Raw genomic sequence first — 22441 nt, 5'->3', positions numbered from 1 at the left:
CCACATATCGGAGGGGCGCATCGGGGTTCACTGGCTGTTCCAGAGGGCAAGCGAGGCGCAAGCTTGTTTTTGTCCTCCCATGACTGCTTTCGCCCTCGCCATGCCGCGCGCTCACCGCCCCGCTGATGACCTCGCCCGTGAGCTCATTGCGCGTTTCACGCGCGTGGGTCTGGTGACGCTTGGCCTGATCCTGATCGCGGCCGGGGCGCTGATCGCGCCGCTGCCGGGTCCTTTGGGCCTGCCGCTGACCGTGGTCGGCCTGATGCTGGTGCTGCGCAACTCGTTCAAGGCGCGCAAGCAGTTCGTCCGGTTCCAGCATGCTCATCCCAAGCTGATCTTCCCGCTGCGCCGCCTGCTGCGCCGCGAGCCCGAGGTCGTGCTGGTGGCCTGGCAGCAAGCCTTGCGCATCGAGCGGCTAGTCGTGCCACGCAAGTGGCGGGTCGCCATCCGCTGGCGCAAGTCCCTCAAGCGCCGCCGCCTGAAGCAAAACGGGCGGTGAGTCCTTCCGTCGCCGTCATCGACATCAAGCACAAGGTTCGGCGCCGCGCGCGGCTGGCCCTGCTGCTGCGCGAGTCCGCGGCGCGCGCGTTCCGCTGGATCGCCATTGGTTTCGGGACCCTGGTCATCGTCGCCGGGGCGGTGCTGACGCCGCTGCCGGGGCATGTGGGCCTGCCGCTGCTGGTCATCGGACTGATGATCGTGCTGCGCTACTCGTTCCAGGCTCGTAAGCAGTTCATCCGCTGGCAGAAACGGCATCCCAAGCTGGTCTTTCCGATCCGCCGCCTGATGCGTCGCGAGCCCGAGGTGCTGCTGGTCGTCTGGCAGCAGATGCTCCGTACCGAGAAGATGGTCCTGCGCAAGGCCCGCTGGCGGCTGCTGAAGAAGACCCGCAAGCGCGTGAAGCGCTATGTGGCGCGGAAGATGGCCAAGAGCAGCTAGACGTCGCTGACCGCCCGCTGGGCCGTGTAGCCGTAGCCCTCGATCCCCACATGCTCGGCGTTTCGCTCGCGCACCTCGGCCGCCGCCTCGTCACAGAGGAACGGCAGAAAGGCGTAGCGCTTGCCCTGGGTCACGGGCAGGGCTTCGTGCAGTAGCGCGCATGAGAACACGACCGCACCGCCGGTCGGCGCCCGGTAGGTCCGGGGGCCGAACTCGGGGAAGCGAAGATCGCCACCCTCGTACTGCCCGGCGTTCAGGTTGATCGTGACGGCGAAGCGGCGATGGGCCGTGCCCGCCGTCGTATTGTCCCGGTGGGCCCGGAAGAAGCCCTGGTCCGCCGCGTCGTAGCAGGCGACCAGGTCGCGTTCCATGCGGGTGGCCGCGAAGCAGAAGGCCTTGGCGATCTGCGGCGCCAGCCGGCGGTGGATGCGGGCGCGGACGGCGTCGCGCAGCTCGCCTGCGGCCAACAGCAGGTCGCGGCGGATCTTGTGGCTGGCGTCGCGGATCTCCACGGTCTTGCCCTCCACCTCGCGCATGAAGCCGGAGGCCTGGCCGCCGTCCGCCTCGTAGGCGTCGATCAGGGCCTGGCAGAGACCGGGCTCGAAGACGCGAGGCACGACCAGAACCGGCGCGAACAGTTCGACCCCGGCATGGGCGGCGGGAATGGGCAGGTTGGGCAGGATCTGGTCCAGCCGGCCGGTTTCCTCGGCGGGCAGGGCGGCCAGGACGCGGAAACCGGGGTCGACCAGCAGCCAGCCCGACCACGCCCGATCGCCATCCACGCCGCAGGCCAGGGTCGCCGAGCCGTCCTCGTCGAGCATCCAGCGGATCCCGGGAACCTGGTCGGCGCGCCCGGTCCAGAGGTCCTGATCGCGCAGCAGGCCGAAGAAGGCGACGGCCTCGCCGGTCAACAGGGCGGCGTGCCGGGCCAGAAGGGCCTCGATCGCGCCGACGAAGGCTTCGTCGCCGTCCCTGACCAAGGCCAGCAGCAGATAGCGCCCCGCAGCCATATCGAGCGGGTAGCGCGGATTGGCGCGGGTGAAAGCGCTGAAGGACGGCGCGGGATCGCCTGGCGTCAGGTGCATGGTCGTCTGTTCGTTCTACGGGTCGCGTCGCCGAGCTCGCTCCGGGGTTTACATGGCCCATCGCGTCTTGGTCACTCTCGCGCGATTTCGAAGGCGGCGCGGCAAGAAAAAGGGCGCGGACCTTGCGATCCGCGCCCTCGATCTTGTCCGAAGGACCCGCGCTGCTATTGCAGCTTGGCGCCCATCTGGCCGATCGCCGTGTCGATCAGCGGATCGTTCTTGGCGCCGGCGAGCCGGGCGGCCAGGACCCTTTCGGCGGCCTGAGCGGCGAGATCCACCGCGGCGGCCTTCACGTCGGCGGCGGCTTGCGCCTCGGCCTGGGCGATCTTGCGTTCGGCCATCTCGGCGCGACGCTTGATCTGCTCCTCGAGCTTTTCCTTGGCTTCCTCGGCCAGACGCTTGGCGTCGGCCTTGGCGGCTTCCAGCATGCCCGTCGCTTGACGTTCGGCTTCCTCGCGCTGGGCCTTCACGTCCGCGAGCAGGGCCTGGGCCTCTTCACGCAGTTGCTGGGCTTCGTCGAGTTCGGCCTTGATCTTGGCGGCGTAACCGTCGAGCGCGCCGAACAGCGCGCCCGGCAGGACCTTCAGCACCACCAGCAGGCCGAAGAACAGCACGAGACCGACCAGAACCCAGAATTCCGGGTTCGAGAGGCTGAACAGGGATTCGTGTTCCATCTTCAGTTCCTCAGGCCAGGGCCGACTTGAGCTCGGCGGCCGTGGCCGCCTTGCCCGTCAGCTTCTCGACGATCGCGCTGGCGGTTTCCTGGGCCACGGCGGCGACGTGGCCCATGGCCTCGTCACGCGCGGCTTGGATACCGGCCTCGGCCGCCGTCAGCTTTTCAGCCAGGATGGCCTCTTCCTTGGCCTGACGCTCGGCGGCCTCGGCCGAAGCCTTGGCCTTGGCGTCCGCCGCGGTTTTCTGGGCCTTGGCGCGCGCCTCCGCGACCTCGGTCGCGGCCGCGCGGGCCTGGACCTCGGCCTCGTCCTTCAGACGACGGGCGTCGGCGATGTCGCCGGCGATCTTAGCGCCGCGCTCGTCGATCGCGCCGCTGACGCGGGGCAGCAGCCCCTTGGCCAGCACCGTGTAGAGCACGGCGAAGATGAGCAGCAGCCAAACGATCTGGCCGCCCCAGTGCTGGAATTGCAGCTGCGGAAGACCGCCGCTGCTTTCCTGCCCGTGGGGCGTACCGGTCGTCTCGACCGTGCCTTGATGAACCGTCGCCATGGGCGAAGAGCCCTCTTACTTACCGTTGAGGATCAGGATGGCGACGACCAGGGCGAAGATGCCCAGGGCTTCCGTCAGAGCCATGCCCAGGAACAGCATCGGGCGCTCTTGAGCGGCGGCCGTCGGGTTGCGCAGGGCGCCTTGGAAGTAGTTGCCGAACATCACGCCCAGGCCAATGCCCGCGCCGATCATGCCGAGCATAGCCAGGCCGGCGCCGATGAACTTAGCGGCGGAAGCGTCCATGATTGAGACTCCTTGAAAGGGGTATGTAGGTTGAAAGACTAGAGGTTGATCAGTGGCTGTCGAGGTGCACGACGTCGTTGAGATAGACGCAGGTGAGCACCGCGAACACGAAGGCCTGCAGGAAGGCCACCATGAACTCGAGGGCCGTCAGGGCGACGACAGAACCCATCGCCAGCACGGCGCCGGGGAACCCGATGAGGCCCATGCCGCCCAGGGCGATCACGAAGCCGGCGAAGATCTTCAGCACCACGTGGCCGCCCAGCATGTTGCCGAACAGACGAAGGGCCAGGGTGACGGGGCGGATGATGAACGACAGCAGTTCGATCGGAACCAGCAGGAAGTACAACGGCCACGGCACGCCCGACGGGGCGAAGAGCTTGAAGAACTTGAAGCCGTTCTTGATCACGCCGACGGCGACGACCGTCAGGATGACCAGGAAGCCCAGGGTCAGGGTGACGGCCAGCTGCGAGGTGGCCGTGAACACCAGGAACATGCCCTGCAGGTTCATGAACAGCACGAAGGCGAACAGGGTGAAGACGAAGGGCATGAACTTCTTGCCCTCGTGACCCATGATCGAGTCCGCGAGACCGTCCACCAGATTGTAGAGCAGTTCGCCGACGGCCTGCATGCGGCCCGGGACCACGGCGCGCTTGGCCGAGGCGAAGCTGTAGAACACCGTCAGCAGCGTCGCGGCCAGCAGCATGGCGGCCACGGAATTGGTGATCGACAGGTCGATCGGCATGCCGAAGACGGTCACGGTCGGCAGTTCCAGGATCTTCTGGATCTGGAACTGGTGCATCGGATCGGCCATCGGCCCTAGTCTCTCTTCTGCTTGGGGACGGTAGACCCGCCTCCCGTGTCTTCGTCGTCGGTCCCTTGCGGGGAAGCCGCCGACGCCTGCGCGCTCATGTTCGCCGCCTTGCGGACGACGGAGAAAATCGCGACTCCCATGCCGATCAGCAGACCGCCGATCATGCCCCAGGGCGCCGTGTGGACGTAACGGTCGAGCAGCCAGCCGAAGCCGAGACCCACCAGTACGCCCCCGATCAAATCCGCCAGGAGGCGGTAGCCATCCTGCGAAGCCTTTTCGGACGCCGCCTTGACGGGCGCGTCCGCCGCTTTCTTCGCCTCAAATGCGTCTAGCCGAGCGTCGAGGCTGTTGAAGGCCTTGTCGTTCGGTTCGTCGGCCTTGGGCATGGGAAGCGGCAGGTCCGAAAACGCCGCGGACGCGCCAAAACAAGGCGCTTTTCCGGCCGGCTTGATCGGCGCGGAACCTATAGACCTCGCTGCGGTGCGTCAAGGCGAGCGGCGCGCGGCTCAAGTGGCCGGAATACTTAAGGATTTGGCCCTCCGCTCTGGCGAGGGGCAAATCCATCCCTTTTCCGGCAGGGTCAGGCGGGCCCTTGGGTCTTTCGGATCGCGGAACCGTTCCTATCTAGGGCGTGCTTTTCATGCGTCACCTCGTCCAGGCAAGAGGTGACGGACCTGATGACGCATTGATTTTTGCGCCGATCTGGGGTTTAGAGCCGCCGCCTCCAAACAATACGAAGATTCATGTCGCACCTGAAGAACACCGGATTCGCCGATCGTATCTCCGCCCAGCAAGACGCCAAGAAGGCGATGCTGGCCAAGTTCAAGGCCAAGCCCGCCGTCCAGGACCCCGATTTCGACAAGCGCGATGAACAACGCGCCGCCGAACTCGAAGCCGTCCGCCTCGCCCGCGCCGAAGCCAAGGAAAAGGCCCGCCTCGAGGCGCTTGCTCGCCAAGAGGAAATCGCCGCCGTCAAGCGCGCCGAGCGTAAGGAACGCAAGGCGGTCGAGGCCGCTGAGCAGCGCGTGCGCAAGGAAGAGAAGGCTAAGGAACGCGACGAGCTTCGCGCCCTGGGTCCTCGCACCGGCAACAGCAAGGCCTCGCGCGCCCACGCCTGGGGCAGCCTCCTCGGCTGATTTTGAGAAGGGGTCCTCCGGGGCCCCTTTTTCTTTGCGCTGTACGCGAAACGGAGCGATGAGCCGCCCATGGGCCAGGTTCACCTCGACGTCATCGCCAGCCTCTTCGCGGTCGCCGCCCTCGCGGGCGCCATCGACGCCATAGCCGGCGGTGGCGGCTTGCTGACCGTGCCCGCCCTGTTGCTGGCGGGACTGTCGCCCGTCCAGGCGCTGGGCACCAACAAGCTGCAGGGCGCGATCAGCGCGATTTCCTCGACCAGCGCCTTCGCTCGACGCGGACTGATCGACTGGAAGACGGCCCTGCCGGTCGCCGGCGCGGCGGCCATCGCCGGTCTCTGCGGCGCCCTCTGCGTCAGCCTGCTGTCGCCGCAACTGCTGCGGGCCATCGTGCCGCTGCTGCTGATCGCCATCGCCCTCTATTTCGGCTTTTCCCGCGCTCTCAAGACCGAGGACGTCACGCCGCGCATGGCGCTGATTCCGTTCGCCTGTTTCGTCGCGCCGCTGATCGGCTTCTACGACGGCATCTTCGGGCCCGGCGCGGGGGCCTTCTACATGGTCGCGATCGTGACCCTGCTGGGCTACGGCGTTCTCAAGGCCACCGCCCACACCAAGCTGGCCAACGCCGCCAGCAACGTCGGCAGTCTCTTCCTGTTCATCCTGAAGGGCGCCGTCGTCTGGCCGATCGGCCTGGCCATGGCGCTCGGGGCCTTCCTGGGCGCCCAGGTCGGATCGCGCCTGGCCATGCGCTTCGGGCCCAGGCTGATCCGGCCGCTGCTGGTGGTGATCTCGTGCGCCATGGCGGTGAAGCTGCTGGCGGACCCCGCGAACCCGCTGCGGCAGGCGATCGGGTTCTAGGCTAGGCCGCCACCAGCTTCTCGGCCGTGCTCAGGTCCACGCTGACCAACTGGCTCACGCCCCGCTCGGCCATGGTCACGCCGAACAGGCGGTCCATCCGGCTCATGGTCACCGGGTTGTGGGTGATGGCGATGAAGCGGGTCTGGGTTCGTCGGCGCATCTCGTCCAGCATGTTGCAGTAGCGGTCGACATTGGCGTCGTCCAAGGGCGCGTCGACTTCGTCCAGCACGCAGATCGGGGCCGGATTGGCCAGGAAGACGCCGAAGATCAGGGCGCTGGCGGTCAGGGCCTGCTCGCCGCCGCTCATCAGGCTCATGCTGGCCATCCGCTTGCCGGGCGGGCAGGCGAAGATCTCGAGGCCGGCTTCCAGCGGGTCGTCGCTCTCGATCAGCTTCAGCTCGGCCTGACCGCCGCCGAACAGGGCCTGGAAGAGCGTCTGGAAGTTGGCGTTGATCACGTCGAAGGCGGCCAAGAGCCGTTCGCGCCCCTCGGCGTTCAACTCCTCGATGCCCGCCCGCAGCTTGGTCACCGCGCCCGACAGGTCGGCGCGTTCGGTGCGCATGGTCTCCAGGCGCCCGGCATACTCCTGGGCCTCTTCCTCGGCGCGCAGGTTGACCGGGCCGATCGCGTCGCGCTCGCGTTCCAGGGCGAACAGGTGGGCCTCGACCCCGGCGGCGTCTTTCGGGACGGCCACGGCCTCGCCGGCGACGTGGCGGCCCAGCTCCTCGGGCTCCATGCGGGCCTGTTCGCGGACGGCCGAGGCGACCTCTGCGAAGCGCTGGCGAGCGCCGTCCAGGTGGGCGACCAGGGCGGCGCGCTTCTCGCGGGCCTCGCCGGCGGCCTGCTCGGCGGCCCGGGCGGCGCGATCGGCGTTGATGCGGGTGGTCTCGGCGGTCTCCAGAGCGTCGCTGGCCTTGGCCCGGCGCGCCTCGGCGGCGGCGAACTCGTCCAGCAGGACGAGCAGCTTTTCCTTCAGCGCGGCCGGCGCCTCGCGGGCGGCCTCCAGGGCGGCGGCGGCCTTTACCCGGTCGGCTTCCAGCGATTGGGTGCGCTTGCCGGCGGTCTCGGCGCGCTTGGCCCAGTCGGCGCGGTCGCGCTCCAGGCTCTCCAGGCGACGCTGGCGGCCGGCGCGTTCGCGGGTCTCGACATCCAGGGCGGTGCGGGCGGCGCTGGCCGCCTCGCGCGCCTGTGCGGAGGCCTGACGGGCCTCGGCGAGTTGCGGCTGCAGGTCGCCCGAGGTCTGGGCGGCGGCGTGGGCCTCGCGCGCGACCGCCAGGGCCTCGTCGGCCTCGGCCTTCTCGGCCTCGAAGCGGGCGATGGTGTCATCCAGGGACTGGGCGCGAGCGGCCCGGAGCGCCTGCTCGCGTTCGAACTTGGCGACGGCGTCGCGCGCGCCGGTCAACAGGCGCTCGGCGTCGGGCGGGCCGCGACGCTTGTCGCGCAGGAGGTCTTCGGCGGCGCGCAGGCGATCGGCGGCGGTCTTCAGGGCGGCGGTCGTGGCCTCGGCGCGGGGCGCCATGATGTCGATCTCGGCCTCGACCTCGGACAGGCGGGTGCGCTGCTCCAGCCGGACGGCGGCGGGCTTGGGCGCGTCGGCGCGAGCGACGAAGCCGTCCCAGCGCCAGAGGTCGCCTTCCTTCGAAACCAGGCGCGCGCCGGGCTTCAGGTCCTTCTGCAGGCGGTCGCCATCGGCGCGGGCCACGACGGCCACGTGTGAGAGGCGAGCGGCCAGGGCCGGCGGAGCCTTGACCAGCGGAGCCAGGGGCTCGGCGCCCTCGGGCCACGCGGGGGCGGGGGCCTCGGCGCCGCCCCAGTAGGAGAGGGCCTTGGAATCGAGCGCCGCATCGAGATCGTCGCCCAGCGCCGCCGCCAGGGCCGCGCCATAGCCCTTGTCGGGCGCGACGCTGTCTAGGGCGGGGGCATGGCCGCTCTTGGTGCGGGGCGCGGTCAGTTGGGCCAGACCTCGAGCTTCCGTGCGCAGGCGACCCAGCTGGTCCTCGACATTTCGGGCCAGCTGGCGGGCCTGGGCTTCCTGCTCGGCGGCCTTGGCGCGCTCGGCCTCGGCGTCCTCCAGCGCGGCGCGGGCCGCGGCCAGGGCGGCTTCGGCATTGGCGAAGCGCTGGCGGGCGTCGGCGGCGGCCGGGTCGATCTCCGGTCCCACGGCGGCCCGTTCGGTCCTGGCCTGGTCGAGGGCGCGGTTGGTGCGGCTGGCGCGGGCGTCGGCTTCCGAGAGGCGAGCGGCGGCGGCGCGCGACTGGGCCTCCTCGGCGGCGACGCGAGCGGCCAGTTGCTCGACGGCGGCCTCGGCGGCGGCGCGGGCTTCCTCGGCGGTCTTGGCGGCGGCGGCCAGCTCCGGACCCCGCTCCGGTGCGGCGGCGACCAGGGCGCGGACCTCCTCCAGCTCGGCGTCGATCCGGCCAAGCGCGGCGGCGGCGTCGTCCCTGGCCTGGTCCTCGCGGGCGCGATCGTCGTCGATGCGGGCGAGATCGTTGGCCAGGCGCTCGAACTCGGCGGCGGCGGCCTCGGCCTCGCGCTCGGCCCGGTCCTTCTGGATGGCCAGCTGACCCAGGACCGCCTGGGCGATGGTCGCCTCCTCGCGCAGTGGCGGCATGGCGGTCTCGGCCTCGGTGATCGCGACCTGGGCCGCGGCGCTGGCGCGGGCGGTGTCCTCGACCAGGCGCGCCGACTCGGTGGCGTCCTTCTGGGTGCGCTCCAAGGTGTCGCGCGCCTCGGTCCAGCGGGTGTAGAGCACGGCGCCTTGCACGGCGCGGATCTCGGACGACAACCGCTTGTACTTTTCGGCCTGGCGAGCCTCGCGACGCAGCCTGTTCAGGGCCGTCTCCAGCTCGCGGGCCACGTCTTCCAGGCGGGCGAGGTTGCTCTCGGCCGCGCGCAGGCGCAGCTCGGCCTCGTGCCGGCGGGTGTGCAGGCCCGAGACCCCGGCGGCCTCTTCAAGGATGCGGCGGCGGTTCTGCGGCTTGGCGCCGATCAGCTCGCTGATCTGGCCCTGGCGGACCAGGGCCGGCGAGTTGGCGCCGGTCGAGGCGTCGGCGAACAGCAACTGGACATCGCGGGCCCGCACCTCGCGGCCGTTGATCTTGTAGGTCGAGCCCTCGCCCCGATCGATGCGGCGGACGACCTCCAGTACGGGGTCGTCATTGAACTGGGCCGGCGCCGTGCGGTCGGAATTGTCGATGGTCAGGGTGACGTCGGCGTGGTTGCGCGGCGGGCGGGCGCCGCTGCCGGCGAAGATCACGTCGTCCATGCCGCCGGCCCGCATGGCCTTGGCGGAATTGGCGCCCATGACCCAGCGCAGGGCTTCCAGCAGGTTGGACTTGCCGCAGCCGTTCGGCCCGACAATGCCCGTCAGCCCCGGCTCGATCCGGAATTCGGTCGGCTCGACGAAGGACTTGAAGCCCGTGAGGCGGAGGCGCTGGAACTGCACGAGGCGGTCCCCCTCGTCCTCAGCCCTTCGCCGCGGCGGCGAAGGCCTTGGAGAGACGAGCGACATCCGTCTCGCCTTCATAGGGCGCGCCGTTGACGAAGAAGGTTGGGGTGCTCTCGACTTGTTCCTCGTAGACCGCTCGGCGGTGGCGGGCATTGACGGCCTCCAGCGCCGCCTTGTCGGAAAGCGCGGCGCTGAACTGGGCGTCGGTCAGGCCGTACTGCTTGCCGACCGCCTGCAGGCCCTCGAAGAGCGCTTCACTCTGATAGATGGCTTCCTGGCGCTGGAAGATGGTGGTCAGCACTTCGAAGTACTTGCCGGGAACCCGGCGCGCTAGCAGGAAGCCGGCGGCGGCGAACTCGTCGGGCGGGGTCAGGAATTCGCGGAAGACCAGCCGCACCTTGCCGGTGTCGATATAGGCCTTGCGGATCTGCGGCAGGTCCGTCGTCCACCAATGGGCGCAGTGCGGACAGCTGGCCGAGGCATAGACCACGAACTGCACCGGCGCCTTGGGCGAGCCCAGCACCATGTCGCCGGGCAGGGCCGGCATCGGCTTGGCGCGCGCGACAGCGGGGCACGCCGCCAGAGCGAGGCCCGAAGCGATCAGCGCGCGCCGATCCAGCGTCATTACTTCGAAGCTTCCGCGATGGCGGCGTCCAGCTCGGCCAGGCTGCGCTCGCCGCCTTCCTCGTTGCCGACCTTCTTGCCGTTGACGATGAAGGTCGGGGTGCCCTGGATCTTGTCGGCCTCCATCAGCTTCTGGATGCGTTCGGCCGACTTGGCGGCGTTCTCATCGCTGAGGCAGGTGTTGAACTGCTCTTCGCTCATGCCGGCCGCCTGGGCGATGGTCAGCAGCTCGCCGCGAATGTCGCCGGTCTGGAAGATGCGCGCCTGGGCCTGGTAGATGGCGTCGGTCACCTGGAAGTACTTATCCTTGCCGGCGCAGCGGGCCAGCATGGCGCCGGCGTTGGCCAGGCGCGGCTCGCCCGTCAGGGCCTCGCGCGAGACATAGTTGACCTTGCCGGTGTCGATGTACTTGGCCTTGAAAGCCGGGAAGACCTCTTCGTTCCACACGGCGCAGTGCGGGCAGGCGACCGAGGCGTACTCGATCACCGTGATCTTGGCGGCGGGGTTGCCCATGGTCATGTCGTCGGCCGTGACCTTGGTCCCCGAGGGACCGCAGGCGGCCAGCGCGCCCAGCGAAGCGGTGAGGGCGACGGCGGTCAGGAGCCGGCGGGACAGCGGACGCATGGACGATCTTCCTTGATGCCAGAACAGTGGAGTTAAGCGCGATTCTTAGGCCGCGCGAAAAGGGCGCGGATAAGGCCTTTGCAACAGCGCGATCAGGGTGGGGTTGTCAATCGGATCATGGCGGAGATCGCGTGCTAGCGCTGTTCCCGCAGGACGCCGCGGCCCAGTTTCATCAGGGCGTCCTTCAGGCCGCCGTCGGGCTGTTCGGCCAAGCTGTCGGCCAGCTGCTTCTCCAGCGCCGCGTCCAGCGGCGGCTTGCGGCGCGGGCGTTGGGCGATCGGCGCGGCCGCCGCCTTCACCGGGCCCTGGACGATGCGCAGGCGGGTCACCACGCCCTTGCCCAGCAGCATGTCGAGGCGGGCGGTGATCTGCGGCGCCTGATGCTGGATCAGCGACGCCACCGGCCCGTCGACGCGCAGCTCCAGCGCTCCGCCTTCGCCGTTGCGCCCCTTGATGATCCGGACCGGCTCGGTGCGGCGCGCCAGGGTGTCGCCGACGATCTCGCGCCAGCGGGACTGCAGGACGGCGGGGCCCTTGCCAAAGCGCTCTTCCAGCTCCTTGAGCAGCGGCGCCAGGTTCTTGCCGGCAGGCGGCGGCGGGCGGCGCTGGGGCCGCGTGCGCTTGCTGCGCAGGATCGCGAGGGCTTCTTCCGGCGTGGGCAAGGGGCGGCGGATCATGCGGCAAGGCTAGCACGGCGCCCGTCGTTCGCGGTAGGCGAGGGACGATGAAAGCCAGCCCTTCTCATTTCCGGGACGCGCTCCGGTCGGCCCTGCTGTCCTGGTACGACCGCCAGGCTCGCGACCTCGCCTGGCGCGTGGGACCCGCCGACCGCCGCGCTGGCGTGCGCGGCGATCCCTACAGGGTCTGGCTGTCGGAGGTGATGCTGCAGCAGACCACCGTGCCGCACGCCACGCCCTATTTCCTGAGCTTCACCCAGCGTTGGCCGACCGTGTCGGACCTCGCCGCCGTCGAGGACGGCGACCTGATGGCCGCCTGGGCGGGGCTCGGCTACTACGCCCGCGCCCGCAACCTCCTGGCCTGCGCGCGGGCGGTGGCCGGCGGACACGGCGGCGTCTTTCCGGACACCGAGGAAGGTCTACGCGCCCTGCCGGGGGTCGGGGCCTATACCGCCGCCGCCGTCGCCGCGATCGCCTTCGATCGGGCGGCCAATGTCGTCGACGGCAATGTCGAGCGCGTGATGGCGCGGCTGTTCGCCGTCGAGACGCCGCTTCCGGACGCCAAGCCGGCGCTAAAGGCCCTGGCCGGCGAGCTGGTCACCGAGGATCGCCCCGGCGACTGGGCCCAGGCGCTGATGGATCTGGGCGCGACGGTCTGCAAGCCGAAGTCGCCCCTGTGCGACCGCTGTCCGATTTCAAAATGGTGCGCGGCGTTCAAGACGGGCGCGCCGGAGACCTATCCCAGGAAGACCAAGAAGGCCGACCGCCCGCGCCGCCATGGCGTGGCCTATGTCCTGACGCGCGGAAACGACATCGCCCTGGTCCGCCGGCCGCCGAAGGGCCTGCTGGGCGGGATGCTGGGCCTGCCGACCAGCGACTGGCGGTCAACGCCGTTCAGCGACGCCGAGGCGGTCGTGGCCGCGCCCGTGTCCGCCGCCTGGCGCGACCTGGGCGCGGTCGAGCACGTCTTCACGCACTTCTCGCTGACTCTGCGGGTGTTCGCGGCGGAGGGGGCCAACGACGGCGACTTCGTCTGGACGCCACGCGAAGGCCTGGGCGCTCTGCCCAGCGTCTTCCTCAAGGCCGCGCTGGCTGCGAAGCGTCTACTGTAGTGATACGATTGGGTAGAGTTCGCGAGTAGGACTCCTCCCAGATGCGAGCACTTCAATGAGCCTGACGGAAGAGGATGAGGAGGCGTTTCAGGCGCTCCTTCTTCGGAGCCATGAGTGGCGGATGATTGCTCCGCCAATGGATGGGGAGCCATCCACGCAGTTTCCACCGGCGAGCGTGTCTAGAGATGATTTGGTGTGGGACGGATATCTAGAGGCAAGCGCAATACTGCTTCGAGAGTGTGTCGCTTCAGATCGGAGTGCATCGCGCTTGATACTGCCAGCCCTATTTAACCTACGACACGGAATTGAGGTCGCGCTTAAGTATCACATTGAATGCGCCGGGCGTGTTCTCCCCAAGGGCGTGGGGCATAACATAAATCTACTTGTCGAAATTTTTCGCGAGACGGGAGCTCATCTCCCTGAGGAAATTTCATATACCAATGGCTGCGATCTGGATCGCGCTGCTGAGATTGGTCAGATAGATCCGCGGGCGGTAGCTTTTCGATACTCGAAGAATATAGATGGTTCTTCTATCCAAGTGGATATAGGCAATATTGGTCTTGTTAGACTTCGTATGGAGGTCGAGTCTCTAAGGGAGTATTTTTACGACCTTTTTGATCGAATGGCGCTCTGCATGCACGAGGAATACGTCGCTCAGTATCGCTAGGAAACCCCAGCGGGAAGGCGATCCGTCCTAAGCGGATCAACCGAGCGACGCGTCCCACAACGCTTCCCCGGCCGTCGATCTACGCCGACGCCTCACCCCACAGGCGGTGTTTCCTAGTTCATCCCCGCGCGGACTTGTGCGCGGAGCACGTCGATGGGGGCCAGGCCCGCGTCGGTCTTGAAGTGCCAATAGGTCCAGCCGTTGCAGGCCGGGGCCGATTGCACCAGGGCGCCGATCTTGTGGATCGAGCCCGAGAGATCGCCGACCGTGATCGAGCCGTCGGGGCGGACCTTGGCGGCGTGAGCGCCCTTCGAGCAGTAAAGCGTGTCGCCGGGGCTCAGCAGGCCCGACTCGACGATGGTGCCGAACGGCACGCGCGGCTCGGAACGCTTGGAGCCCATGACGTCGAGGTCCTCGGGCGCGATCGGCACGACCTTGGCGATCCGGGCCTTGGCGTGTTCGAGATATTCAGCCTCGCGCTCGATGCCGATGAAGCTGCGGCCCAGGCGCTTGGCGGCCGCGCCGGTGGTGCCGACGCCGAAGAACGGATCCAGGATCACGTCGCCCGGCTTGGTCGTCGACAGGATCACCCGATAGAGCAGGGCTTCCGGCTTCTGGGTCGGGTGGGCCTTGTTACCGTCGGCGCCCTTGATGCGCTCCTCGCCGGTGCACAGCGGAATGGTCCAGTCCGAGCGCATCTGCACTTCGTCATTGGCCATCTTCAGGGCGTCGTAGTTGAAGGTGTAGCGCTTGGCGTTCTGGCTCTTGGAGGCCCAGATCAGGGTCTCGTGAGCGTTGGCGAAGCGGGTGCCCTTGAAGTTGGGCATCGGGTTGGACTTGCGCCAGACGATGTCGTTGAGGATCCAGAAGCCCAGGTCCTGCACGGCCACGCCGACGCGGAAGATGTTGTGATAGCTGCCGATCACCCAGATCGCGCCGTCGTCCTTCAGGACGCGGCGGGCGGCCTTCAGCCACTCGCGAGTGAATTTGTCGTAGGCGGCGAAGCTCTCGAACTGGTCCCAGTGGTCGTCGACCGCGTCGACCTTGGAATTGTCCGGGCGCAGCAGGTCGCCGCCCAGCTGCAGATTATAGGGCGGATCGGCGAAGATCAGATCGACCGACTTCTCCGGCAGGGCGTTCATCTGCTCGATGCAATCACCCAGGATGATGGTTTCCGGCCCGAACTTCATGATCCCGCGTCCCTAAGAAAGAGAACGGAATCATGAGTCTTGCTGGTAAATGCCGTGTGTAGAGAGATGGTTAGCGAGACGTAAACGCTATTCGGCCGCGTCCTCGAAGGGCAGTTCGAGGTTCAGTTCGCCCGCCAGGGCCGCCTTCACCGGGGCCCAGCCCAGGCGATGAATGGGCGAAGGGCCCAGCTTGATCAGCCCCTCGACGTGCACCCGGGCGTGATAACCCTTGTGTCCCGCGAAGCCGTAGCCGGGATAGACCGTGTCCATCTCGACCATGATCCGGTCGCGGGCTTCCTTGGCCAGGATCGAGGCGGCGGCGATCGAGCAGGACAGGCTGTCGCCCTTGACCACGGTCTTGATCGGGCAGGGCAGCTTGAAGCGGTAGTTGCCGTCGACCAGCGCGATGGCCGGCGTCACCGACAGGCCCTCGATCGCCCGGCACATGGCCAGGCCCGCGGCGTGCAGGATGTTGAGCTCGGCGATTTCCTCGATCGAGGCCATGCCGACGCACCACGAGATCGCGACCGCCTTAATCTCTTCCTCGAGGGCCGCGCGGGCCTTGGCGGAGAGCTTCTTGGAGTCGTTCAGGCCCTTGGGCACGCGGTCGGGATCCAGGATCACCGCCCCGGCGCTGACCGGCCCAGCCCACGGCCCGCGCCCAGCCTCGTCCACCCCGCAGACCGGTCCCGGTCCGCAGGCCAGCTCCAGCATCATGTCGGGTCCGGGCGGCATGGGTCGGTGTTTAGGCCGGTTCGCGGAGGATGGGAATGTGGCGCGGCCCGATCTAGGCTCGCGCGCATGGCTTCATTTCATCCGTTCGCCGCCCTGACCCTTGCCGCTGCCTTGTCGTTCGGCGCGCCGAGCCATGCTGAAGATTCGTGGAAACTGGTGTGGTCCGACGAGTTCGACGGCGAGCGCCTGGATCTCTCCAAGTGGCGCTACGCAGTCGACTGTGGCGGCGGGGGCAATGACGAGCGGCAGTGCTACAGCGACAGCCCCGACGTCGTCTCGGTGAAGGATGGCGTGCTGCGGCTGACGACGATCAAGCGCAAGACCACGGGCCTGGCCAATCCCTGGGCCGGGCCGGTCGGGCCGATGAAGACCGGCGACTATGCGTCGGGCAAGATCCTGACCAAGGGCAAGGCCAGCTGGCGCTATGGCCGGATCGAGGCGCGGGCTCGGGTTCCCGGGGGGCAAGGCGTCTGGCCGGCGATCTGGATGATGCCCGAGACCGACGCCTATGGCGGCTGGCCCAAGTCGGGTGAGATCGACATCCTGGAGACGGTGAACCTGGGCGCGCCGTGTGAGGGCTGCGTGGGAGGGCGCGAGAACCGGGTGTTCGGCACCATCCACTTCGCCGGCGACGCGACCGGCGCGCACAAGCAGGTCAGCAACAGCATCCCGATGCCAGCTTCGCCGGACGGCTTCCATGTCTATGCGGTGGAGTGGACGTCGGAGGCGATCACCTGGTCCGTCGACGGCCGACCCTATGCCAGCGCCAAGTCAACGGACTGGAAGCGCGCCGACAGGGCCGTGGGCGCCGCGCCGTTCGACAAGCCGTTCCACCTGATCCTCAACCTGGCCTTCGGCGGCCGCTGGCCCGAGGGCGCGAACGCCAAGGGCGTGGACGAGGCGGCGCCGCCAGTGACGATGGAGGTCGACTGGGTGCGGGTCAGCCAGCGCGGGCCTTAGGCCCGGCGGCGTCAGTCTTGAGCTTCGTGGCGCTCGTGGGCGACCGGCGGCCGTTTGGCGCGCTGGGGCTCCATTCCGGCCCAGGCGGGCGCGAACAGCTTGCAAAGCGGCGTCATCAAGACCGCCACCACGAGCAGGGCGACGGAAAGTTCGAAGAGCCAGATCATAGGGTTTCCTAAAGGGCGGCAGGCGCGGACGTTTCAAGTGAAGCGCGGATCGTGAGCCCACGGCGGTCGGCCGCAGGCTCACGATCGATAGACTCAGTAGTTGTCGCGCAAGTCCGCACGGAGCGTTTCGCTCAGCCCGTCGAGCCTGGCCGTGATGATCGCCTGGCCACGGGGGCCGAGATAGCCCTGACGCGTGCGCAGCGATCGTTCCTGGCGCTCGATCGCGACGAGGGTCCGGCGGGCCTGGCTGGCTTCGGTTCGGGTCAGCCGGCCATTGTCCGCGCCGCGTTGGATCCGCGCGGCCAGTTGGGCCTGGCGCTCGTCGATGCTGAGCGCGCCTTGCCCCTGCCTGCGGTTCGTGTCCGGGGTGTTGACCTGCCGCGAGCGTCCGTCCGTGGCGATCCATTGGCCGCGGGCGTCGTAGTAGCCGACGGCCTCGCCACGGATCCAGCGGCCGTTGTCATAATAGCCCGGTTGGGGATCGGAGACCCAGGCGCCGTTGGCGTCCCGTCGACCGCTCGCCTGACCGGCCATCCAGCGGCCATCGGCGTTGTAGCGGCCCGTCGCGGGACCCGCGACCCAGCGACCGGACTGATCATAATAGCCCGAGGCGGCGGTCATCCACCGGCCGTCCTGGGTGTAGTAGCCGCCAGCCGAGGCCGGGACCCAGAGGTTGTTGGCGTAGTAGCCGCTGGTCGAGGCGTCCGTGCTCGCCTGGACCCAGCGCCCGTCACCGCCGTAGTAGCCGCGCGGCGCGCCGTCGACCCAGTCGCCGTTACGGTCGAAATAGCCGGTGGCGTCGGCTCGGGCGACGGTCGCGGGGTGCCAGGCGCCTTGGTTGTCGTAGAAGCCGTAGGCGCGGGCGCAGCTGGCCTGGCCCTTGGTCGCTTGATTGCCGATCAGCGCGCCCGCGAGGCCGCCGATCACGGCGCCTTCATTGCGGTTGCCGTGGCCCGCCACCGCGCTGCCCGCGAGGGCGCCGATGCCGGCTCCGGCGAGCGTTCCGACGACGCGGGTGCTCTGCCGCTGCTCGCAGGTCTGCTGGGCGAGCGCGAAGGTGGGGATGAAGGCCGCGGCGCAGACGCCGGCGACCAGGGTTTGAATTCGCATTTTGTGGGGTTCCTAGGGGAGAGGCGTACTCTTCCCAGAAGCCCTAGGTGGCTACGAAGTTCCAAATATTCAATAGATGGCAAAAAGTAATTTTTGAAAAATGAAATTGTAGAGACGGGCGATGGTGAAAATATAAGATAAAACTAGAAATGAACTTGGCGAAATAATCTGAAACTCGCCTCCTTATGATTTGGATTTTACATCCATACGCAGCAGCGCCGACCCTGAGGATGTAATTTCCCAGCCCTGAGCCTTTCGCTCCGCCAGGCCAAGATCGGTCAGGGCGCGGGCGCTGGAGATGTTGATGTAGGGAACCTCGTTGCCCTGGCGTTTGCGTTCCAGGTTTTCGAGAGCGTTTCGTTGGGCGTCGGTCAGGGTCATCTCCAATCAACGCCCAGCGGAGCGCAAAAGCGCAGATTGGCGCGCGCCCGTTATGGGCGGGGTCGTTTCGAAGCCATGCTTCACCCTCAAGCCCGTTCCCCCATCGCCTTACATTCCTCGTGCCGAAAGCACGTCACCAGGTGATCGTTGACCAGTCCGGTCGCCTGCATGAAGGCATAGACGATCACCGGGCCGCAGAACTTGAAGCCCTTGGCCTTCAGGGCCTTGGCCATGTCGACCGCCAAGGGCGTCTGGGCCGGGACCTCGCCCGCCCGCCACTGGTTCTGGATCGGCGCGCCGCCGACCATGTCCCAGAGGAATTTGCCGAAGTCCTCGCCGCGTTCGCGCATGTCCAGATAGATCCGCGCGCCCGAGATGGCCGCGTCGATCTTGCCGTTGGAGCGGATGATGCCGGCGTCGGCCATCAGCCGCGCTCTATCGTTCTCGTCGAAGCGGGCGACCTTTTCGGGGTCGAAGTCGGCGAAGGCGGCGCGGAAGGCCTCGCGCTTGCGGAGGATGGTGATCCACGACAGCCCGGCCTGGAAGCCGTCCAGGACGAGCTTCTCCCAGAGGGCGCGGGACTCCCACTCGGGCACGCCCCATTCGTGGTCATGATAGGCCTCGTAGAACGGGTCGCCGTTCATGCCTTTCCAGGTGCAGCGGGTGATCTCGGTCATGCGGCGAAGCTAGCAGAAGATCGCGAGCTGGCCAGAACTTTCCAGGAACATCGACGGGGTGGACACCCGATCGGCCGCTTATGCGTTCAAGACGCCAGAGGGATCGAAACCACGGAAGGAGACGCCGAATGAAGCGCCTCAAGAACCTGGCCATGCTGGCCCTGGCGACGACCGCCATGGCCGTCACGCCAGCCCTGGCCCAGCGCCACGACCGCGACGACAACCCGCCCGGTCGGCGCGGCGGGCCCGGCACAAATTGGGAGAACCCGCCAGGCTGGCGGGGCGGTCCGGGCGCTTCGCCCGATCGGCGCTACTACCGCTGGCACGGCAAGCGCGTCGAGTTCCGCTATCGCGACGGCTACTATTACAACCGCGCCTACGGCTACTACCATCCGCGCTTCGGCTGGTGGAATCCGCGCGCCAAGTGCTGGTTCGACAACGACAACAACCCGCCCGGCCCGCGCGGCGGCCCCGGCACCAACTGGGAGAATCCTCCCGGCTGGCGCGGCGGCCCGGGCGCGTCCCCGGACCGCTACGGCAGCTGCCGCTAGTTAGAGCCTAACCTCAGCCGGCCAGGAAGGTGTCGACCTCGGCCATGAACCTGGTCGGCTGATCGATCATGATGAAGTGGGCGCTGTCGTCGATACGGACGACCTTGGCGCCCTTCAGCGGCGCATAGGCGGCCTGGTACCAGCTGCCGAACATGGCGGCCGGTGCCGGGCTGGCCTTGTTCCAGGCCCACAGAACCGTCGTCGGGGCGGTGATCTTCGAAAGCTCCGGCGACAGGTCGGTGGTCAGCAACTCCTCCATCGAGCGGCCGGCCACCTTGCGGTCGCTGGTCAGCGAGTGGTCGACGATGGCCTTCCGCGCGCCCTCGGTCAGCACCATGCCGTTGATGGTCTGGGTCTGCTGGGCGACGAACTGCTCCTGCGGCGCGCTCTCGATCGTCTGGCGGAACATGGCGGCGTTCTTGGCGATGGCGTCGGGCGTCGCGCTCGGGCCGAAGAAGGCCGTGGCCAGGTTCGGGAACATGTCGACGACCATCAGCTTGCCGACCAGGTCGGGATGCCGGGCCGCCAGCATCATGCCCATGGTGCCGCCCATTGAGTGGCCGATCACCGCGGGCTTCTTCAGGCCCTTGGCCTGGATGTAGCCCGCTAGGCCCTCGGCCACGCCCGCGGCGACCTTGCCCTCGGCGTTACCGGCCGTCGGCGCGCCGGCGAAGCCCGCGACCTGGACGAGGTGGACGCGATAGCGGCCTTCCAGCGCCTTGGCGGTCCCTTCCCAGATCTCGCGCGACGACGACAGGCCAGGGATTAGGATCACGTCCGGCCCCTTGCCGCGCACCTCGACGGTGAAGCGGTCGGCGTCGGCGGCCAGCACGGGTCCGGCGAAGGCGGTGGCGGCCAGTGCGGCGCTCGCGCCCAGGATCTCACGACGGTTCATTTGAATTGCCCCTAAACTCTGGATCGGCTCCCACTTTCGAAGACCGACGTTTGCCGAAGGATGTGCCCCGGTTCGGGGCGCGCCGCAATCTCAGGTTCGCGGCAGCCAGTCCGGTCGCTCGACGCGCACCGGACGGTCATTCACGGTCAGGTCGGCGCCCTCGATACGATCGAGGCGCAGGAGGGCCATGGCCCGGCCATCGCGGCCGCTCAGCACTTCACCGGCGCGCAGGGTTCCGGCCAGCACCTCGGTTCCGAAGGCGGGCGGCGGACCGTCGAAGGCGATCGGCAGCATGCGGTTCTTGATCACGCCGCGCCGCTTCATGCGGCTGGTCGTTTCCTGGCCGACGAAGCAGCCCTTCTTGAAGTCGATGCCGGCCATCAGGTCGAAGTCGGCCTCGATCGGATAGTTCGCCTCGCTGCCCCAGTCGTCTGGGCCGGGCACGCCGAGGGCCAGGCGATGGCCCTCGTAGGCCTCCTCATCGGCGGAGGCCTCGCGCTCGCCATAGGCCCGCGCGCCCAGGCCTGGCAGGCGCGGGTCGACGTAGAGACCGTCACCAGCCGCCTCGCCGCCGAACACGGCGAAGACCGGCAGGTCGCTGGCGGTCAGCTCCACCTTGGCCCGCAGGCGATACATGGTCAGGCGCGTGAGGATCGCGGCGCGATGCTCGGCGGCCACGTCCAGCAGGGCGCCATCCTGTGTTCCCGCGACAAACAGATCGTAGAGCAGCTTGCCTTGCGGGTTCAGCAGGCCCGAAAAGCGCAGCTCGCCCGGCGCCAACGTCTCGACGTCCTGGGTCAGCAGGCCCTGCAGGAAGTTCCGCCAGTCCGGATCGGAGACGGCGATCACGGCGCGGGAAGACAGGCGGGCGGTTTTGGGCGAACTCATGCCTGCAGATGTGGCGCCGAGGCGTCGCGGGCGCCAGTACCCGAAAAGGCGAAAGCTCAACCGTTAACGTGGGATGCGCCGACTCACTGACCGTCCTATACATGCACCGATGACACAGCGGGCCTTCCCGATTCTCTTCATCACGGCCACACGCATCGGTGATGCGGTGCTGTCGTCCGGCCTGATCAAAATGCTGGCCGACCAGATCCCCAACGCACGCTTCACCATCGTCGCCGGCCCCCTGGCCGCGCCGCTGTTCGCCCATGTGCCGGGCCTGGACCGCGTGATCGTGATGGAGAAGGACAAGGGCAAGGGGAAGGGCCACTGGTTCAAGCTCTGGCGCCAGGTGCGTCACAAGAAGTGGAGCCTGGTCGTCGACCTGCGGGGCTCGGCCACGGCCCTCTTCCTGCGCCGCGACAAGCGGGCGATCTGGAAGAAATCGACGGGCGAGGTGATCCACAAGGTTGTCGACGCCGCCCGGACCCTGAAGCTCGAGGGCGATCCGCCCGCGCCGCATCTCTACATCACCCCGGACGTCCAGGCGCTGGCCGACGAGCTGCTGGGTGAGGGCGGGCCGATCCTGGCCATGGGCCCGGCCTCGAATTGGGTGGGCAAGGTCTGGCCGATCGAGCGCTTCGCCCAGACGGCGGCTCAGCTGCTGGACAAGGACGGCCCGATGGCCGGCGGGCGGCTGCTGATCCTGGGCGGTCCCGACGACACCCGGATGGTCGAAGAGCTGCGCATGGCCTCGGCGCGAGGCCGCTGCATCGACCTGACCGGCAAGGTCGACCTTCTCACCGCCTATGCCTGCCTGAAGCGGGCGCGGCTGTTCATCGGCAACGACTCCGGCCTGATGCACATCGCCGCCGCCGCCGGGACGCCGACGATCGGCCTGTTCGGTCCCTCCGACGAGCGTCGCTATGGCCCCTGGGGCGACAAGACCGTGGCCGTGCGGGGGCCGCGCACCTTCGACCAGTTCCTGGCCATCGACCCGGATCTTTCCCAGGCTATCCGCCACATGAGCGACCTGCCGGTGGCGACGGTCCTGCGCGCCGCCAAGGCCTTGCTGGCCCGCACCGTGGCGGAGGCCGAGGTCTCGCCGCAGGAAGTCGTGGTCGAGGCGATCCTCGCCGATGAAGCCGCCGCCGCCGAGGCCGCGCCGCCGACCGAAGAGGCCACGCCCGAGCCCGCCGCCGAAGCGGTGGTGGAGGTCTCGCCTCAGGAAGACGCGGTCGAGATGGTTCTCGCTGAAGACCGCGAACTCGAAGACGCCGTCCCCCTCCGCCGCCCCTCGCCGCGAAAGCGGGGACCGAAGCTGAGCGGAACCGGTTCGCACGGCTGATCGGCCCGAGCCCCCGGGGGACCCCGGCTTTCGCCGGGATGAGCGGATAGTTGTTGCGGGGTTGGATCAGGGCTCCTAGACCGCCTCAAACCCACGCAGG

The 22441-nt window shown here is 68.2% G+C and carries 27 protein-coding genes; 9 read left to right on the top strand and 18 right to left on the bottom strand.

All coding sequences use genetic code 11. The features are described 5' to 3' along the window. Positions 1 to 79: 79 nt before the first annotated feature. Together AC1RRV_RS22125 and AC1RRV_RS22120 are read left to right on the top strand one after the other, a co-directional pair. Positions 80 to 499, top strand: coding sequence for a hypothetical protein (locus tag AC1RRV_RS22125; protein ID WP_492861806.1), 420 nt, complete (start codon positions 80 to 82; stop codon positions 497 to 499). After that, positions 496 to 939, top strand: a complete 444-nt coding sequence (locus tag AC1RRV_RS22120) for a hypothetical protein (RefSeq protein ID WP_492861805.1) — start codon at positions 496 to 498, stop codon at positions 937 to 939. The genes AC1RRV_RS22125 and AC1RRV_RS22120 overlap by 4 nt, the downstream gene beginning before the upstream one ends. Here AC1RRV_RS22120 and AC1RRV_RS22115 read toward each other — a convergent pair. The 6 genes from AC1RRV_RS22115 to AC1RRV_RS22090 all read right to left on the bottom strand — a co-directional run bounded on the left by AC1RRV_RS22115 (position 936) and on the right by AC1RRV_RS22090 (position 4688). Beyond that, positions 936 to 2024, bottom strand: a complete 1089-nt coding sequence (locus AC1RRV_RS22115) for a 2OG-Fe(II) oxygenase family protein (RefSeq protein WP_492861804.1) — start codon at positions 2022 to 2024, stop codon at positions 936 to 938. The genes AC1RRV_RS22120 and AC1RRV_RS22115 overlap by 4 nt on opposite strands. Positions 2025 to 2188: 164 nt before the next feature. Next, on the bottom strand, positions 2189 to 2698 hold the full coding sequence (locus AC1RRV_RS22110) for a F0F1 ATP synthase subunit B (RefSeq protein ID WP_492861803.1): 510 nt from the start codon (positions 2696 to 2698) through the stop codon (positions 2189 to 2191). Positions 2699 to 2708: 10 nt separating this feature from the next. Then, a complete protein-coding gene (locus AC1RRV_RS22105; protein WP_492861802.1) occupies positions 2709 to 3248 on the bottom strand; it encodes a F0F1 ATP synthase subunit B family protein in 540 nt (179 codons plus the stop codon). A gap of 15 nt (positions 3249 to 3263) precedes the next feature. After that, positions 3264 to 3491 carry a F0F1 ATP synthase subunit C gene (locus AC1RRV_RS22100; RefSeq protein WP_028037480.1) on the bottom strand — a complete coding sequence of 76 codons (228 nt, stop codon included), beginning with the start codon at positions 3489 to 3491 and terminating at the stop codon, positions 3264 to 3266. A 49-nt stretch (positions 3492 to 3540) separates the two neighbouring features. Continuing rightward, the gene (locus tag AC1RRV_RS22095) at positions 3541 to 4302 is read right to left on the bottom strand and encodes a F0F1 ATP synthase subunit A (protein ID WP_492861801.1); all 762 of its coding nucleotides are present in this window, start codon (positions 4300 to 4302) and stop codon (positions 3541 to 3543) included. Between the two features lie 5 nt (positions 4303 to 4307). Continuing rightward, positions 4308 to 4688 carry an AtpZ/AtpI family protein gene (locus AC1RRV_RS22090; protein WP_492861800.1) on the bottom strand — a complete coding sequence of 127 codons (381 nt, stop codon included), beginning with the start codon at positions 4686 to 4688 and terminating at the stop codon, positions 4308 to 4310. A 357-nt stretch (positions 4689 to 5045) separates the two neighbouring features. Here AC1RRV_RS22090 and AC1RRV_RS22085 point away from each other — a divergent pair, with 357 nt between their 5' ends. Beyond that, positions 5046 to 5438, top strand: coding sequence for a DUF6481 family protein (locus AC1RRV_RS22085; RefSeq protein WP_492861799.1), 393 nt, complete (start codon positions 5046 to 5048; stop codon positions 5436 to 5438). Between the two features lie 69 nt (positions 5439 to 5507). Further along, the gene (locus AC1RRV_RS22080; protein WP_492861798.1) at positions 5508 to 6293 is read left to right on the top strand and encodes a TSUP family transporter; all 786 of its coding nucleotides are present in this window, start codon (positions 5508 to 5510) and stop codon (positions 6291 to 6293) included. Position 6294: 1 nt separating this feature from the next. On the opposite strand, the gene smc is transcribed toward AC1RRV_RS22080, so the two are convergent. From smc to AC1RRV_RS22060, 4 genes are all read right to left on the bottom strand, one after another. Further along, positions 6295 to 9738, bottom strand: coding sequence for a chromosome segregation protein SMC (gene smc, locus AC1RRV_RS22075; RefSeq protein WP_492861797.1), 3444 nt, complete (start codon positions 9736 to 9738; stop codon positions 6295 to 6297). Between the two features lie 19 nt (positions 9739 to 9757). Then, entirely contained in the window at positions 9758 to 10366 is a 609-nt protein-coding gene (locus tag AC1RRV_RS22070) for a thioredoxin domain-containing protein (protein WP_492861796.1), read from the bottom strand. After that, on the bottom strand, positions 10366 to 10989 hold the full coding sequence (locus tag AC1RRV_RS22065; protein ID WP_492861795.1) for a DsbA family protein: 624 nt from the start codon (positions 10987 to 10989) through the stop codon (positions 10366 to 10368). The genes AC1RRV_RS22070 and AC1RRV_RS22065 overlap by 1 nt, the downstream gene beginning before the upstream one ends. 134 nt (positions 10990 to 11123) lie before the next feature. Then, positions 11124 to 11663 (bottom strand): DUF721 domain-containing protein, encoded by a 540-nt coding sequence (locus AC1RRV_RS22060; RefSeq protein ID WP_492861885.1) that lies wholly within the window; start codon positions 11661 to 11663, stop codon positions 11124 to 11126. A 50-nt stretch (positions 11664 to 11713) separates the two neighbouring features. Here AC1RRV_RS22060 and mutY point away from each other — a divergent pair, with 50 nt between their 5' ends. Beyond that, positions 11714 to 12778: an A/G-specific adenine glycosylase gene (mutY, locus tag AC1RRV_RS22055; protein WP_492861794.1), complete on the top strand. Its 1065-nt coding sequence runs from the start codon at positions 11714 to 11716 to the stop codon at positions 12776 to 12778. A gap of 55 nt (positions 12779 to 12833) precedes the next feature. After that, complete coding sequence (locus tag AC1RRV_RS22050; protein ID WP_492861793.1) at positions 12834 to 13445, top strand: hypothetical protein; 612 nt, start codon at positions 12834 to 12836, stop codon at positions 13443 to 13445. A gap of 113 nt (positions 13446 to 13558) precedes the next feature. Here AC1RRV_RS22050 and AC1RRV_RS22045 read toward each other — a convergent pair whose 3' ends face one another. After that, positions 13559 to 14635 carry a site-specific DNA-methyltransferase gene (locus AC1RRV_RS22045; protein WP_492861792.1) on the bottom strand — a complete coding sequence of 359 codons (1077 nt, stop codon included), beginning with the start codon at positions 14633 to 14635 and terminating at the stop codon, positions 13559 to 13561. An 87-nt stretch (positions 14636 to 14722) separates the two neighbouring features. Then, a complete protein-coding gene (gene rnhB / locus AC1RRV_RS22040) occupies positions 14723 to 15370 on the bottom strand; it encodes a ribonuclease HII (protein ID WP_492861791.1) in 648 nt (215 codons plus the stop codon). A 66-nt stretch (positions 15371 to 15436) separates the two neighbouring features. Here rnhB and AC1RRV_RS22035 point away from each other — a divergent pair, with 66 nt between their 5' ends. Further along, the gene (locus AC1RRV_RS22035; protein WP_492861790.1) at positions 15437 to 16330 is read left to right on the top strand and encodes a glycoside hydrolase family 16 protein; all 894 of its coding nucleotides are present in this window, start codon (positions 15437 to 15439) and stop codon (positions 16328 to 16330) included. Between the two features lie 11 nt (positions 16331 to 16341). Here AC1RRV_RS22035 and AC1RRV_RS22030 read toward each other — a convergent pair whose 3' ends face one another. The 4 genes from AC1RRV_RS22030 to AC1RRV_RS22015 form a co-directional block, all read right to left on the bottom strand. Further along, positions 16342 to 16497, bottom strand: coding sequence for a hypothetical protein (locus AC1RRV_RS22030; RefSeq protein ID WP_492861789.1), 156 nt, complete (start codon positions 16495 to 16497; stop codon positions 16342 to 16344). Positions 16498 to 16590: 93 nt separating this feature from the next. Then, positions 16591 to 17607 (bottom strand): glycine zipper 2TM domain-containing protein, encoded by a 1017-nt coding sequence (locus tag AC1RRV_RS22025; RefSeq protein WP_492861788.1) that lies wholly within the window; start codon positions 17605 to 17607, stop codon positions 16591 to 16593. Between the two features lie 183 nt (positions 17608 to 17790). Further along, entirely contained in the window at positions 17791 to 17988 is a 198-nt protein-coding gene (locus AC1RRV_RS22020; protein ID WP_492861787.1) for a hypothetical protein, read from the bottom strand. An 86-nt stretch (positions 17989 to 18074) separates the two neighbouring features. Further along, on the bottom strand, positions 18075 to 18665 hold the full coding sequence (locus AC1RRV_RS22015) for a DNA-3-methyladenine glycosylase I (RefSeq protein ID WP_492861786.1): 591 nt from the start codon (positions 18663 to 18665) through the stop codon (positions 18075 to 18077). 128 nt (positions 18666 to 18793) lie between these two features. Here AC1RRV_RS22015 and AC1RRV_RS22010 point away from each other — a divergent pair, with 128 nt between their 5' ends. Continuing rightward, positions 18794 to 19216, top strand: a complete 423-nt coding sequence (locus tag AC1RRV_RS22010) for a hypothetical protein (protein WP_492861785.1) — start codon at positions 18794 to 18796, stop codon at positions 19214 to 19216. A gap of 13 nt (positions 19217 to 19229) precedes the next feature. Here AC1RRV_RS22010 and AC1RRV_RS22005 read toward each other — a convergent pair whose 3' ends face one another. Then, positions 19230 to 20111 carry an alpha/beta fold hydrolase gene (locus tag AC1RRV_RS22005; protein ID WP_492861784.1) on the bottom strand — a complete coding sequence of 294 codons (882 nt, stop codon included), beginning with the start codon at positions 20109 to 20111 and terminating at the stop codon, positions 19230 to 19232. Positions 20112 to 20201: 90 nt separating this feature from the next. Continuing rightward, positions 20202 to 20999: a CAF17-like 4Fe-4S cluster assembly/insertion protein YgfZ gene (ygfZ, locus tag AC1RRV_RS22000; protein WP_492861783.1), complete on the bottom strand. Its 798-nt coding sequence runs from the start codon at positions 20997 to 20999 to the stop codon at positions 20202 to 20204. Between the two features lie 109 nt (positions 21000 to 21108). Between ygfZ and AC1RRV_RS21995 the strand changes: the two genes are divergently transcribed. Beyond that, positions 21109 to 22341, top strand: coding sequence for a glycosyltransferase family 9 protein (locus tag AC1RRV_RS21995; protein ID WP_492861782.1), 1233 nt, complete (start codon positions 21109 to 21111; stop codon positions 22339 to 22341). Positions 22342 to 22441: the final 100 nt, after the last annotated feature.

The sequence above is a fragment of the Caulobacter sp. GW821-FHT11E10 genome (assembly GCF_058808375.1).
The sequence above is the reverse complement of the archived record's forward strand: the minus strand, read 5'-3'. Positions and strand labels throughout refer to the sequence as shown.

Coding starts and splice junctions, on each gene's coding strand:
- AC1RRV_RS22065 (WP_492861795.1), bottom strand. CDS start 10,989: ATGCGTCCGCTGTCCCGCCGGCTCCTGACCGCCGTCGCCCTCACCGCT.
- AC1RRV_RS22095 (WP_492861801.1), bottom strand. CDS start 4,302: ATGGCCGATCCGATGCACCAGTTCCAGATCCAGAAGATCCTGGAACTG.
- AC1RRV_RS22080 (WP_492861798.1), top strand. CDS start 5,508: ATGGGCCAGGTTCACCTCGACGTCATCGCCAGCCTCTTCGCGGTCGCC.
- rnhB (WP_492861791.1), bottom strand. CDS start 15,370: ATGCCGCCCGGACCCGACATGATGCTGGAGCTGGCCTGCGGACCGGGA.
- ygfZ (WP_492861783.1), bottom strand. CDS start 20,999: ATGAGTTCGCCCAAAACCGCCCGCCTGTCTTCCCGCGCCGTGATCGCC.
- AC1RRV_RS22090 (WP_492861800.1), bottom strand. CDS start 4,688: ATGCCCAAGGCCGACGAACCGAACGACAAGGCCTTCAACAGCCTCGAC.
- AC1RRV_RS22085 (WP_492861799.1), top strand. CDS start 5,046: ATGTCGCACCTGAAGAACACCGGATTCGCCGATCGTATCTCCGCCCAG.
- AC1RRV_RS22125 (WP_492861806.1), top strand. CDS start 80: ATGACTGCTTTCGCCCTCGCCATGCCGCGCGCTCACCGCCCCGCTGAT.
- AC1RRV_RS22025 (WP_492861788.1), bottom strand. CDS start 17,607: ATGCGAATTCAAACCCTGGTCGCCGGCGTCTGCGCCGCGGCCTTCATC.
- AC1RRV_RS22105 (WP_492861802.1), bottom strand. CDS start 3,248: ATGGCGACGGTTCATCAAGGCACGGTCGAGACGACCGGTACGCCCCAC.
- AC1RRV_RS22020 (WP_492861787.1), bottom strand. CDS start 17,988: ATGACCCTGACCGACGCCCAACGAAACGCTCTCGAAAACCTGGAACGC.
- AC1RRV_RS22070 (WP_492861796.1), bottom strand. CDS start 10,366: ATGACGCTGGATCGGCGCGCGCTGATCGCTTCGGGCCTCGCTCTGGCG.
- AC1RRV_RS22050 (WP_492861793.1), top strand. CDS start 12,834: ATGAGCCTGACGGAAGAGGATGAGGAGGCGTTTCAGGCGCTCCTTCTT.
- mutY (WP_492861794.1), top strand. CDS start 11,714: ATGAAAGCCAGCCCTTCTCATTTCCGGGACGCGCTCCGGTCGGCCCTG.
- AC1RRV_RS22010 (WP_492861785.1), top strand. CDS start 18,794: ATGAAGCGCCTCAAGAACCTGGCCATGCTGGCCCTGGCGACGACCGCC.
- AC1RRV_RS22115 (WP_492861804.1), bottom strand. CDS start 2,024: ATGCACCTGACGCCAGGCGATCCCGCGCCGTCCTTCAGCGCTTTCACC.
- AC1RRV_RS22100 (WP_028037480.1), bottom strand. CDS start 3,491: ATGGACGCTTCCGCCGCTAAGTTCATCGGCGCCGGCCTGGCTATGCTC.
- AC1RRV_RS21995 (WP_492861782.1), top strand. CDS start 21,109: ATGACACAGCGGGCCTTCCCGATTCTCTTCATCACGGCCACACGCATC.
- AC1RRV_RS22005 (WP_492861784.1), bottom strand. CDS start 20,111: ATGAACCGTCGTGAGATCCTGGGCGCGAGCGCCGCACTGGCCGCCACC.
- AC1RRV_RS22015 (WP_492861786.1), bottom strand. CDS start 18,665: ATGACCGAGATCACCCGCTGCACCTGGAAAGGCATGAACGGCGACCCG.
- AC1RRV_RS22035 (WP_492861790.1), top strand. CDS start 15,437: ATGGCTTCATTTCATCCGTTCGCCGCCCTGACCCTTGCCGCTGCCTTG.
- AC1RRV_RS22110 (WP_492861803.1), bottom strand. CDS start 2,698: ATGGAACACGAATCCCTGTTCAGCCTCTCGAACCCGGAATTCTGGGTT.
- AC1RRV_RS22045 (WP_492861792.1), bottom strand. CDS start 14,635: ATGAAGTTCGGGCCGGAAACCATCATCCTGGGTGATTGCATCGAGCAG.
- AC1RRV_RS22030 (WP_492861789.1), bottom strand. CDS start 16,497: ATGATCTGGCTCTTCGAACTTTCCGTCGCCCTGCTCGTGGTGGCGGTC.